This is a genomic window from Limnobacter sp. MED105, assembly GCF_000170915.1.
GTDB lineage: Bacteria > Pseudomonadota > Gammaproteobacteria > Burkholderiales > Burkholderiaceae_B > Limnobacter.
In genome coordinates this window covers 37,783-50,249 of record NZ_ABCT01000001.1, presented here as the reverse complement: position 1 = coordinate 50,249, position 12,467 = coordinate 37,783, and the positions used below count along the sequence as shown (strand labels likewise).

Below are 12,467 nucleotides of genomic sequence, written 5' to 3'. Positions count from 1 at the left end.
TTGTGCGCCGAAGTGTAAGTGTCAGTCCTTCAACAAATCAAGGCTTTCTCTAGAATCTTCAATTCTGTTGTTCCAACAGCCTTTTTTTAAAATACACCATTTGAACGCACCCAGCGGTTACCGCTTTCACTGAGTACCAGCCCCAGCAGCTCCAGTTCGGTCAGCGCAGCCAAGGTGTCTTCCGTGCCCAAACCCAATTGTCGGGCCAGTGTGTCCGTGTGCACAGGGTCGTGCCCCAGGTATTGCAATACCCGGCCCAGCTCTTCGTCGGGTTCAGCGTCAGTGTCTATGGTGCAGGTCATTTCAGTGTGGCAATCGCTGTCATCTTCTTGCAACACGCTGGCAAGTTTGTACGCCGGCAAGCTGGCCTTGGCCTCTTCCATCAATTCTTGGGCTGTTTCTACCAGCAAGGCTCCTTTTTTGATCATGTCGTGACAGCCTTTGCTCTGGCTGCTGTGGATAGAGCCGGGAATGGCCCCTACCGGGCGCCCCAGTTCACTGGCAACCCGGGCAGTAATTAGAGAACCTGATCGCATGGCCGCCTCAACCACCAGCAGCGCATCGGCCAGGCCTGCAATAATGCGGTTTCGACGTGGAAAAAAACCAGCTTGCGGCGCGGTACCCGGTGGATACTCCGACAACACCAACCCGCCCTGCCCCACAATTTGCGCTTTAAGACCAGCATGATGCGGTGGGTAAATTTCGTCGGGTCCGCAACCCAGCACGGCAATGGTGGCCCCCAAGGCTTGAAGTGCCCCGGCGTGTGCCGCACCGTCGATACCCTCTGCCAGGCCACTGACAACAACCCATTGGGCTTGTGCAAAAGCCTTGCCAAAACCTTGTGCGTTGCTCAATCCGGTGCGTGTGGCATTTCTGCTGCCTACAATCGCGATACCCCGGGTTTTCAGCAAATCCTGACGGCCTTCGCCGAACAGAATCAGGGGTGGGTCTTTCAATGCAAGCAGGCTTTGCGGATAGCCGGGACCAAGAATGCTCACCCAGAACCTTTTGTTGCTTTGCAACAACCAAGTGCTGGCCAGTGCATGCCAAAGTCGAACAGCTTCGCATGGGGCGGGTAAACTGCAGCCAGGGCCTTTTTGCGCCAGTTCGTAGCGGGCTCGTGCCTTGATCGTGGTGTTGTACGCCAGGTTCATGGCGTTGAGCAGCTCACTCATGCAAGGGGCCAATCGACAAGTGATGGAATTTGCGAACTATTTTTGCCACAGAAGGTATATCCTTTTAGTGTTGACTGTGAAGGTTTTTTGAAAGCATGGCTTTACTCCCAATTTTGCGTTATCCGGATCCGCGCTTGAAAACGGTTGCCACCCCTGTCACCCAGTTTGATGACGCGCTTGTCAAGCTCACTCAGGACATGGCAGAAACCATGTACGACGCGCCAGGCGTTGGCCTCGCTGCCACGCAGGTGAACGTGCACAAACGAATCATCGTGATCGATGTCACCGATGACAAATCGGGCCTCACCGTATTCATCAATCCCGAGATCATCGACGCCAGCAAAGAATGCAAGGTGTACGAGGAAGGTTGTTTGTCGGTGCCCGGTATTTACGAGAAGGTTGAGCGCCCTGACACGGTGAAGGTGCGCGCCCAAAACGTGAAGGGTGAGTGGTTTGAAATTGATTGCGATGAATTGCTGGCTGTGTGTATTCAGCATGAAATTGACCACCTCAATGGCAAGGTCTTTGTTGAATACCTCTCGCAGTTGAAGCAAACCCGCATCAAAACCAAGATGAAGAAGCAAGACAAGCTTCAAACCGCTTGATCGCCCAATCCCCCATGAATCGAACCCTGAATGTGGGTTTCGCCGGCACGCCCGAGTTTGCTCGGGTTGCGCTGGCGAAGCTGATTGCTGCCGGTTACCCTGTGCACCTGGTGCTAACGCAACCCGACCGCCCTGCCGGCCGAGGCATGAAGTTGCAGGCTTCCCCAGTGAAACAACTGGCACTTGAACACGGCTTGCCTGTATTACAACCCGCCAGCTTGAAAAAAGGCGAGGAGGCCGAGCACGCGCTGAATGCTTTGAAAACAGCAGCGCATGGTCAAACACTGGACGTGTTAATCGTGGCGGCTTACGGGCTTATTTTGCCGCAAACCGTGCTGGATGCCCCGCGCTTGGGTTGCCTGAACATACATGGCAGCTTGCTGCCGCGCTGGCGTGGCGCTGCGCCCATTCAGCGTTGTATCGAGGCGGGCGATGCTGAAACCGGCGTGTGCATCATGCAAATGGAAGCCGGGCTCGACACGGGCCCTGTGCGCCTGTGGCGTTCATTGCCGATAGAACACACCGACACCACCACCACCCTGCACGACAAATTGGCCGACCTGGGCGGTGATTTGTTGGTCGAGGCGCTGGATTCGCTTGCGTCAGGAACACTGCCCTTGGTTCCACAACCTGAAGTAGGGGTGACCTATGCCGAGAAAATCACAAAAGCGGAAGGCGTGATCAACTGGCATCGCAGTGCAGTTGAACTTCAGCGTACACTGCGTGCCTTCGATCCTTTTCCTGGTGCAAACACAGTGTGGGGCAGTGAGCCCTTGAAGTGCTTTGACCCTGAAACTGTTGTCTTGGCCGGCTTGATGGGTCAACCGGGCGAGGTGTTGTCGGTGGATAGCTCAGGAATTGAAGTGCAATGCGGACAGGGGGTGTTGCGCATTCGAACCCTTCAAAAAGCCGGCAGTAAGCGCCAACCCGCCCAGCAAGTGGCACAGGCATTGGGCTTGCAGGCCGGAAACCAATTGGGCGAATCGGCCTCCAACTAGGCTAGGTTGGCACGCGTTAATCTTGAAATTGCACGAAAAAGCCTTATTTTCAAGTTGTCGAATCAACAGGCCGCGAATCGGCCGGGATGAACAAGATCATGTTTAACTGGATGAAAACCTTCATGCTGATGGCGGCCATCACCGCCCTGTTCGTGGTGCTGGGCGGCATGTTGGGTGGCCGTGGTGGCATGTTGCTGGCCTTGGGCTTTGCACTGGTCATGAATTTTGGTGCGTACTGGTTTTCCGACAAAATGGTTTTGCGCATGTACAAGGCCAAAGAGGTAGATGCCAGCAATGCCCCCGAGTTTTATAACATGGTGGCTGAGCTCGCGCAGCGTGCGGACATGCCCATGCCGCGCGTGTACCTGATCAACGACAGCGCCCCCAATGCCTTTGCAACCGGGCGTAACCCCGACAATGCTGCGGTGGCCGCAACCACCGGAATTTTACAGGTGCTTTCTGCGCGCGAACTGCGGGGTGTCATGGCGCATGAGTTGGCCCACGTGAAGCACCGCGACATTCTGATTTCAACCATCTCGGCCACTATGGCCGGTGCAATCTCGGCCCTGGCCAACTTTGCCCTGTTTTTTGGGGGCCGTGATGAAAACGGCCAGCCGATGAACCCGATTGCCAGCATTGCCTTGGCCATTCTGGCGCCTTTGGCGGCATCGTTAATCCAAATGTCAATTTCCCGCGCTCGTGAATACGAGGCAGACCGTGGCGGCGCAGAAATTTGTGGCGACCCGGCAGCTTTGGCCAGCGCGCTGGATAAAATTCAACGGTATGCCAAGGGCATTCCGTTCCGTACCACTGAAGCGCACCCGGAAACCGCTCAAATGATGATCATGAATCCGCTGTCAGGCCAAGGCATAGCCGGCCTGTTTTCGACTCACCCCCCCACTGAAGAACGAATTGCCCGCCTCATGGAAATGGCCCGCACTGGCGGTCCACGTTGAAGCCGGTTCACAGCACGCCGCCCAAACTGACCGAAGCCAGTTTGGCATTTGCCCTGCTCAAGGCTGCGGCAGTCATGACCCGGGTTTTGCGAGAGGGTCGCTCACTGGACCAAGCCCTGGCCGCTGAAACCAAGGGTGTCAAAACCCCGCAAGCCTTGGGTGCCATTCAAGACCTGGCTTACTTCGGCATGCGCAACCTGGGCCGTGGGCAAGTGCTAACCCGCTTGATCAGCGGCAAAACGTTGCTGAACCCCGAGCCCCTGAATGAATTGATGGCACTGGGTTTTGGTTTGCTTTGGGACGATAAAAACCCCAAGTATCCCGCGCACACCGTGGTAGACCAGATGGTGTACGCCTGCACCGGCAGCGAGCAGTTTGCACGTGCCAAGGGCTTGGCCAATGCCTGCTTGCGCAATTTTTTGCGCGACTCAAACACTTGGCGAAACAAGGCCATGGAAGATCCGCTGGCGCAGCACAACTTGCCTGCTTGGTGGATTGAAAAACTGAAAGCCAGCCATCCGCAACACTGGGAAACAATGTTGGCGCAGGCGCAAAGTCACCCGCCTTTGGTGGTGCGCGTTAACACGCGCAGTAGTTCAGCGTCGGCTTATGCCGAGCAACTGAATGCAGCAGGCATGCAAGCCAGTGTGATTGGTGAGCAGGCGGTGTTGCTGGCCAAGCCGGTGCCAGTATCTGCTTTGCCCGGTTTTGATTTGGGCCAGGTGTCGGTACAAGACAGCGCAGCCCAGTTGGCCTCGCAGTTGCTGAATCCACAAAATGGTCAGCGTATTCTGGACGCCTGTGCTGCACCGGGTGGAAAAACCGGGCACTTGCTCGAGTTGGCCGACATTGAACTGGTGGCCCTTGATTCCAGCCCGCAGCGCTTGGGCCGTGTCGAAGACAACATTCGCCGCATTGCCCCCACCCTGAATGGGCAATGGGATTTGCGCCTGAAAGTGGCGCAAGCCGAGCTGCTCGATACTTGGTGGGACGGTGTGCCTTTCGATGGTATTTTGGCCGACGTGCCTTGCACGGGTTCTGGCGTGGTTCGCCGCCATCCCGATATTCCGTGGTTGCGCAGACCGGACGATATTGCCAAGTTGTCGCAGATTCAACACAAAATACTGAATGCCCTGTGGTCTACCCTAAAGCCGGGCGGTACACTTTTGCTGGTGACCTGTTCCATCTTTCCTGAAGAGGGGCCCCTGTTGGCAAAAGCATTTCTCGACAATCATTCCGATGCCCTGGCGCAAAATGCGCCTGGTTGGGTGTTACCAGTTGCACCGGCTAACCCCGATCAAGGCTTTGATGCATCTCCCGACGGGTTCTTTTACGCCAAGTTTGAAAAATCCCTAACCTCTTGAGGATGTGCCTTGAAATTTAGCCAGGCCCATCCCTCGTCATGGACACGTGCTTTGCATGGCCTGTTGGGCCTCGTGCTGATGTGCGTTCTGACCTTGGGGTTGGCCCAGCTTGATTCGTCAACGCGTGTAACCGCTGTCAAGCTGGAACCCAGCAAACCTCCCGCGGCCGCCGCATGGAACCTGGCCGCAGAATTTGAAATTGAGTTGGGCTACAAATTACGCGAAGCCGTTGACCGCGGCCTGCCTTTGCAATTCACGGTCGATTTTCAACTGATGCGCTCGCGTTGGTACTGGGTAGACGAAGAAGTGGTCAGTACCACTTACCCGCTTAATTTGTCTTACAACGCCCTGACCCGCACTTACCGCGTAGTAACCCCCAACAACACCTACAACACCCCCACGCTCGAAGACGCCATGCAGCACATGACCAAGGTGCGCGACTGGGCAGTCATTCCACGTGATCGAATTGAAATTGGCCAGCCCTACACGGCGCAAGTGCGTTTTCGCCTGCTGTTGACTGAATTGCCCAAGCCATTCCAAATCAGTGCTTTGGTCAACAGCGAATGGGATTTGTCCTCTGAGTGGCTCACTTTCGAGTTCACGCCCAAACGCGAGGCCTGGAAATGAATCCCTGGCTGGAGAATACCCGGTGGCTGCGTTACACGCTGCTGATTCTGGGCAGCCTGGGTGGGGTGTTGCTGTTTCTTTTGGCTTCGGCCTCCTCGAACACCGATTTTTTTGAAAGCAATTACCCTTTGCTGATCACCTTGAACGGCATTATTGCTGCAGGCTTGTTCAGTATTCTGGCTTTGCTGATTGTGCGGATGGTGCGCCGGTACCGTGCGGGTGTTTTTGGCTCGCGGCTCATGTTGCGCATGTCGCTGTCGTTTGCGTTGATGGGTCTCATCCCCGGCTTTGTGCTGTACCTGGTCTCGGTGCAATTTCTCGCAAAAAGTATCGACAGCTGGTTTGACGTGCGTGTAGATGGTGCACTGGAATCGGGTTTGAATCTGGGCCAAACCGCGCTGGACAGTTTGATCAATGAACTGGCTTTGAAAGGGCAGTCCATTTCCATCGAGCTTTCGCGTGCGACACCCAGCGAACAACTGCTGGAACTGCCCCGGCTTCGCGATGCGGCCAATGTACAAGAACTCACTTTGCTGACAGAAACCGGGCAGATTTTGGGCAGTTCCGGTGGTCAGCTAGACAGCCTGTTGCCCAGCCTGCCCACGCAGGTGATGTTGCGCCAAGCGCTGATGACACGCCCTTTCCAGCAAATCGAACCCGATCCCGATGACCCCGATGGGCGCTTGTACATGCGTGTGGTGGTGCCCATTGCGCCGCCTTTGACCAGTTTTGATTTGGGTCAGCGCTATGTACAAATTATGCACCCCGTGCCCACAACACTTTCGCAGCGGGCCAATGCGGTGCAAAGCGTGTACCGCGATTATCAGGAATTGCAGTTGTCGCGCTCGGGCTTGCGAAAAATTTATGGCATCACGCTGACCTTGGCCTTGTTGCTCACGGTGTTTGTGTCGGTTGCAGCGGCATTCTGGCTTTCATCAAGATTGTCCTCTCCTTTGTTGTGGCTTGCCGAGGGTACCAAGGCCCTGGCCAGTGGCAACTTCAAAACCATGCAGCCTGTGAATGCGGATGATGAATTGCGGGAGTTGGTCGATTCATTCAACACCATGACCCGGCAACTGTCGGAAGCGCAGCGCCGATTGCAGGCCAACCAAAATCAGCTCGCGGCCAACAACGATTTCCTGCAAAGTTTGCTGACCAGTTTGTCGGCCGGTGTGCTGGTGCTGGACCACAAGCTGCGCCTGAAAATGTACAACGACGGCGCATTGCGAATTTTTGATCGTTCACTGGCAGAAAACCAAGGCCACCCTCTGGATGACATGCCTGGCCTGGAGGGCTTTGCCATGGCCGTGCGCGCCAGCGTGGCCGACAACCAGGGCAATGAGGGCGAAGAAAGCGGTATTTGGCAAAAGCAGCTGGAAATTCCGCGTGCCTTTGATTCACAAAGCTCAAAATCGATTCTGGTGCGAGGCTCGCGCTTGCCCGGTGAAAAGGCGGGTTACGTGCTGGTATGCGACGATATTACTGCTTTGATTTCTGCACAGCGCACGGCAGCCTGGGGCGAGGTGGCTCGCCGCCTTGCGCATGAAATTAAAAATCCGCTGACGCCGATTCAGCTTTCTGCAGAACGCTTGCAAATGAAGCTGGCTGACAAGCTGCAAGAACCCGAATCGGGAATTTTGCAGCGAGCCACGCGTACCATCGTCAACCAGGTGGAATCGTTGAAACGGTTGGTTAACGATTTTCGAGACTATGCGCGTTTGCCACCAGCTGATTTGAAGCCACTGGATTTGAATGACTTGGTGGTCGATGTGTTGGCACTGTACGATGTGCATGTGGGCATCGAGGAACAGGCGGAAAACCGCTTCATTCCAAAATTGACTGAAAAATTACCGCTGGTGGCCGGAGATTCGTCTCAGTTGCGCCAAGTGATTCATAATTTGTTGCAAAATGCATTAGACGCATGTGTCGATTGCGATCAACCCAAAGTGGAAGTGCGTACCGAAGGTTTGAAAGCGCCGGAAGGCGAACAGGAACAGTTGGTGGGCGTGAAGCTTGTGGTGGCGGACAACGGGCCGGGGTTCAATCCCGACCTGCTGGCCAAGGCCTTCGAGCCTTACATCACCACGAAAACCAAAGGCACCGGTTTGGGTCTGGCAATCGTTAGAAAAATTGCAGATGAACACAAGGCGCGAATAGCCATTCGAAACAGGGTAGATGCACAAGGGCGGGTTGTCGGTGCGGCGGTGGAACTCACTTTCCCCGTATTGCAAGACACCTTGAACAATGCCGAACATAGTCAGGCCGCATAAAGAAGGAACTCTCTAACCATGGCGACCATTCTCGTTGTTGATGACGAAATTGGAATTCGAGAACTTTTGTCCGAGATTCTCGGCGACGAAGGGCATGCTGTGCTGCTTGCAGAAAATGCAGGTCAGGCACGCGCACTACGTGACCAAGAGCAGCCCGACTTGGTGCTGCTCGACATCTGGATGCCCGACACCGATGGTGTCACCTTGCTGAAAGAATGGTCTGTGAAAGGCCTGTTGACCATGCCTGTCATCATGATGAGTGGTCACGCCACAATCGACACCGCAGTTGAAGCCACACGCATTGGTGCGCTCGATTTTCTGGAAAAACCCATTTCATTGCAAAAGTTGTTGGGTGCCGTAGAAAAGGGCCTTGCCCGCGGCAAAATGGTGCAGTCAGCACGTGCTTTGATGCAGTCTCAGCCCAAATCAAATGGCGTGGGTGGCGTTGCCAACTCAAGCAGTGGTTCCTCGATTTCAACAAACAGTGGTGTGGCTGCCGCGCCTGATTCCAGCCCCTTGGGCCAAGCCTTGGCGGAATTGTCCACACTCGATCTGGATGCACAGCTGCGCGATGCCCGTGATTCATTCGAACGAATTTATTTTGAATACCACTTGCGCCTGGAAAACGGCAGCATGACGCGCCTGGCCGAACGCACTGGCATTGAGCGCACGCATTTGTATCGCAAACTCAAGCAGCTGGGTGTGGAAGTGGGCCGCACTGCGCGCAAGAATATCGCATGAAAATCATCATCGTCGGCGCCGGGCGTGTGGGGGCCAGCCTCGCTGAAAGCCTGGTGTCCGAACACAACGACATCACCCTGATCGACCCGGACCCCAAAGTACTGGCGGATCTTCAAGACCGCTACGATTTGCGCACCATTGCCGGCAATGGTGCTTTGCCGCGCGTGCTGAAACAGGCCGGTGCCGAAGACGCCGACATGTTGGTGGCGGTAACCCGTAGCGACGAAACCAATTTGGTGGCCTGCCGAATGGCTGCACTGATGTTCAATGTGCCCCGCCGAATTGCCCGTGTGCGCTCGCCTGAAATGATGGAACAGGCCCAGTTGCACGGTGACGAGGGTTTCAATGTGGACCACGTGATTTGCCCCGAGCAAAGCGTGACCAACCACATTGAGCGCCTGATTGAATTTCCCGATGCTCTGCAGGTTCTCGATTTCGCCGATGGCAAAGTCACTTTGGTTTCCGTGCGTGCTTACGCGGGTGGGCCCTTGGTTTCCCACCCCATCGAAGACATTCGAAAGCACCTGCCCAAAGTAGATGTACGAATTGTGGCTTTGTTTCGCGAAAACCAGCCTGTGGCCGTAGAGGGTTACACCATGATTCAGCCGGGCGACGAGGTGTTTTGCCTGTCGGCCACTGAGCATGTACGCACGGTGATGTCGGAACTTCGCCGCATGTCGAAACCAGTTACCAAAGTGATGATTGCCGGTGGTGGCAACATTGGTTTGCGCCTGGCGAAAAGTCTTGAAGAAAATTACCAGGTCAAGGTGATTGATGCCGATCGCAAGCGTTGCGAAGACCTGGCGAATCAGCTGGGCTCGCGCACCTTGGTGTTGTATGGCGATGCCACCGATGAAGATTTGCTGGCCGAAGAAAATGTGCAGGATGTGGACACCTTCATCGCGCTGACCAATGACGATGAAAACAACATCATGTCGTCCCTGTTGGCCAAACGCATGGGCGCACGCCGGGTGATCGCGCTGATTCAGCGCAAGGTGTACGCCGAACTGGTGCAAGGCGGACAAATCGACATTGCACTGGCGCCTTCAAATGCCACACTCAGTGAATTGCTCAAACACATTCGCCGGGGTGATGTGGTGGCTGTGCACCGCCTGCGCCGTGGCGTGGCCGAAGCGATTGAAACCATTGCGCATGGCGATTCGAAATCGTCGAAAGTGGTGGGCCGGGCCATTGAAAAAATCGACATGCCCAAGGGTGCCGTGATTGGCGCAATTGTGCGTGGTGACAAAGTGATCATGGCGCACCACGACACGGTGATTGAGGCCGAAGACCACATCATTACTTTCGTAGAAAACCGCAAACTGGTGCCGCAGGTCGAGAAACTGTTCCAGGTCGGCGTGGGGTTCATCTAACGTGGCGCGTGCAGCATGAGGAATTCATTTTTTCCAGTTGTCACGGTTCTGGGGTTTGCGGTTGCTCTGTTTTCGGTGGCATTTCTGGTGCCACTCGCCTACGCTTTTATCACCGACGAACCTACTGTCCACGCATTTGCGACTGGTTTTCTTCTGACTTTCTCCGTGGGCGTAGGCTCACATTTGTTGACCCGCAAGTTCAAACGGGAACTGCAGCCGCGTGATGGCTTTCTGTTGGTGTCCATGGTGTGGGCTGGTCTGCCTGCGTTCTCGACCATTCCGTTGATGATTTTTTTCCCCGATCTGAGTTTGACCGATGCTTACTTTGAAATGGTGTCGGCGCTTACCACCACGGGTGCCACCGTACTGACGGGACTGGACACCATGCCCGCCAGCATCAATATCTGGAGATCCTTGTTGGCCTGGATGGGCGGCATGGGCATTCTGGTGCTGGCGGTCGCTATTTTGCCTTTGCTGGGTGTGGGTGGCTCGCAGGTGTTCAAGGCCGAAACGCCTGGGCCGATGAAAGACAGCAAACTGACCCCCCGTATTACAGAAACTGCGAAGTCGTTGTATCTGGTTTACTTTGTGTTGTCACTGGCTTGCGCCATCAGTTACAAGTTGGCGGGCATGACCTGGCTGGATGCCTTCATGCACGCGGGTACAACGATGTCGCTGTCCGGATTTTCTTCGCACGACGCAAGCTACGCCTATTTTGATTCTGCTGCGGTTGAAATGGTCGCGGTCACTTTCATGTTGATTGCGGGCATCAATTTTTCGATTCACTTTTTGGCGTGGCGCGGGAAGTCTTTTCGACCCTACTCAACCTGCCCTGAGGCCAAATGGTTCTTGTTGCTGATGCTGGCGTCGGTGTTGTTCATTACCGTTTATTTGCTGGCCCATCAGCAGTACACCACTTTCAGCGAAGCGTTCCGATTCAGTTTGTTCAATGTGGTGTCGGTGGCCACCACCACTGGTTTTGCAAACACCGATTACGGCCAATGGCCTTTGTTTGCGCCGCTGTTGATGATTTTCCTGAGTATTTTTGCCACAGCAGCGGGCTCTACAGGCGGTGGTATCAAAATGCTGCGTGCCGTTATTTTGTTTCAGCATGCGGTGGGCGAGCTTTCCAGAATTTTGCATCCGCGCGCCGTGAATCCGGTTCGCATTCGCGGCAGCGCGGTTAATTCACAGGTGATCTCCGGGGTACTTGCATTCATGTTGATGTACGGCATGAGCATTATTCTGATCACGATGATTCAGATGTTCACCGGCCTGGAGCCGATCGCTGCCCTGACCGGCACGATCGCCATGATCAATTGTTTGGGCCCTGCCTTGGGTGAATTGGGCCCTGCTTCCAATTTTGCCGGTCTTGGTGATTTCCAGACCTGGGTGTACTCGTTTGCCATGCTGCTGGGTCGCCTGGAAATGTTCACCATTCTGGTGCTGTTCACCCCAGCCTTCTGGCGCAAATGAAAACGCAGGTTTTCCTGGTGTCTGGCCGCAACCCCGAATTGCGGGCGCAGCGCATCGAGCAGCTGTTGAACGATCATGCTGGTGCCGGAAAGCTCACCCTGATGGGTAGCACGGAATATTTCTCAGTGGCCTCTGTCGAGGCGCAAGCAAACATGTTTGAAACCGATGCTGCGCGCAAAGCACGCGGTATCCATGTGCTTCGACTCAGCCCGGGGTGTTTGTGTTGTTCCTCCAAACTGGTGCTGTCTACACACCTTGCTCGTACCTTAAGATTGAACCAACCCAATGTATTGTTAGTCGAACTGGAAAGCCAAAGTCATCCTGAACAAGTGTTAAAGTTATTGAAAGAGCCTCAATGGAATGACTGGTTTGCCGATATAACTCTTGTGGAGGAAGTTGCGTAAGGGGTTAGACGCCCAAGGCGTGGCCTTGAAATTGCTAGATAGATCACCATATTCAACCTGAAAGTATTATTCGGAGGTTTGCGATGTTAATGATGATTGATAGCCCCTTTTACTGCGTGGTGGATTTGGTCATGAGCGAGGGGCAACCCAGCCTTGGCATTGAAATCGTGGACAAGAACAATCAGCGCGAGCTGTTTTTGCAGGGCGATGCGGCTGAAAAATTCCGCGAAGAGGTGAAATACCTTGCCGCCCAAGAACCCGATATCGACGACATTGAAGCTTTTATCGAAAGCTACAAACCCTGGATGCAACACCCGGTTACGTTGCATTAAATCTTGAGTTGAAAAATCCATGGCCGAGACATTTGCGCTCGGCTTGGTTTTCAAAGCCCCCTTGTTTCTGAAGTATCGCCACCTCGATGGGATTGCCGAAGCTACGCCCCCTCAACGGGATTGCCGAAGCTACGCCCCCTCAACGG

General features: G+C 54.8%; 12 protein-coding genes. 11 read left to right on the top strand and 1 reads right to left on the bottom strand.

The genetic code is table 11. From position 1 onward, the window contains the following. Positions 1-86 precede the first annotated feature (86 nt). The gene (gene dprA / locus LMED105_RS00250; RefSeq protein ID WP_008246961.1) at positions 87-1,175 is read right to left on the bottom strand and encodes a DNA-processing protein DprA; all 1,089 of its coding nucleotides are present in this window, start codon (positions 1,173-1,175) and stop codon (positions 87-89) included. 95 nt (positions 1,176-1,270) lie between these two features. Here dprA and def point away from each other — a divergent pair, with 95 nt between their 5' ends. The 11 genes from def to LMED105_RS00195 all read left to right on the top strand — a co-directional run bounded on the left by def (position 1,271) and on the right by LMED105_RS00195 (position 12,321). Next, a complete protein-coding gene (gene def / locus LMED105_RS00245; RefSeq protein WP_008246959.1) occupies positions 1,271-1,780 on the top strand; it encodes a peptide deformylase in 510 nt (169 codons plus the stop codon). 26 nt (positions 1,781-1,806) lie between these two features. Then, on the top strand, positions 1,807-2,778 hold the full coding sequence (gene fmt / locus LMED105_RS00240) for a methionyl-tRNA formyltransferase (protein ID WP_040512107.1): 972 nt from the start codon (positions 1,807-1,809) through the stop codon (positions 2,776-2,778). Between the two features lie 98 nt (positions 2,779-2,876). Beyond that, on the top strand, positions 2,877-3,734 hold the full coding sequence (htpX, locus tag LMED105_RS00235; RefSeq protein WP_008246956.1) for a zinc metalloprotease HtpX: 858 nt from the start codon (positions 2,877-2,879) through the stop codon (positions 3,732-3,734). After that, entirely contained in the window at positions 3,731-5,098 is a 1,368-nt protein-coding gene (gene rsmB / locus LMED105_RS00230; protein ID WP_008246953.1) for a 16S rRNA (cytosine(967)-C(5))-methyltransferase RsmB, read from the top strand. The genes htpX and rsmB overlap by 4 nt, the downstream gene beginning before the upstream one ends. Positions 5,099-5,107: 9 nt before the next feature. Next, entirely contained in the window at positions 5,108-5,725 is a 618-nt protein-coding gene (locus LMED105_RS00225; RefSeq protein WP_040511988.1) for a DUF4390 domain-containing protein, read from the top strand. Continuing rightward, positions 5,722-7,995 carry an ATP-binding protein gene (locus LMED105_RS00220; protein ID WP_008246948.1) on the top strand — a complete coding sequence of 758 codons (2,274 nt, stop codon included), beginning with the start codon at positions 5,722-5,724 and terminating at the stop codon, positions 7,993-7,995. The genes LMED105_RS00225 and LMED105_RS00220 overlap by 4 nt, the downstream gene beginning before the upstream one ends. An 18-nt stretch (positions 7,996-8,013) precedes the next feature. After that, positions 8,014-8,736, top strand: coding sequence for a response regulator (locus tag LMED105_RS00215; protein ID WP_008246947.1), 723 nt, complete (start codon positions 8,014-8,016; stop codon positions 8,734-8,736). Beyond that, positions 8,733-10,109, top strand: a complete 1,377-nt coding sequence (trkA, locus tag LMED105_RS00210) for a Trk system potassium transporter TrkA (RefSeq protein ID WP_008246946.1) — start codon at positions 8,733-8,735, stop codon at positions 10,107-10,109. Before LMED105_RS00215 ends, trkA begins: the two co-directional genes overlap by 4 nt. A 15-nt stretch (positions 10,110-10,124) precedes the next feature. Further along, positions 10,125-11,585, top strand: a complete 1,461-nt coding sequence (locus tag LMED105_RS00205) for a TrkH family potassium uptake protein (protein ID WP_008246945.1) — start codon at positions 10,125-10,127, stop codon at positions 11,583-11,585. Beyond that, entirely contained in the window at positions 11,582-11,989 is a 408-nt protein-coding gene (locus LMED105_RS00200) for a cobalamin synthesis protein (RefSeq protein ID WP_008246944.1), read from the top strand. Before LMED105_RS00205 ends, LMED105_RS00200 begins: the two co-directional genes overlap by 4 nt. A gap of 83 nt (positions 11,990-12,072) precedes the next feature. Beyond that, positions 12,073-12,321, top strand: coding sequence for a DUF3567 family protein (locus tag LMED105_RS00195; RefSeq protein ID WP_040511986.1), 249 nt, complete (start codon positions 12,073-12,075; stop codon positions 12,319-12,321). Positions 12,322-12,467: the final 146 nt, after the last annotated feature.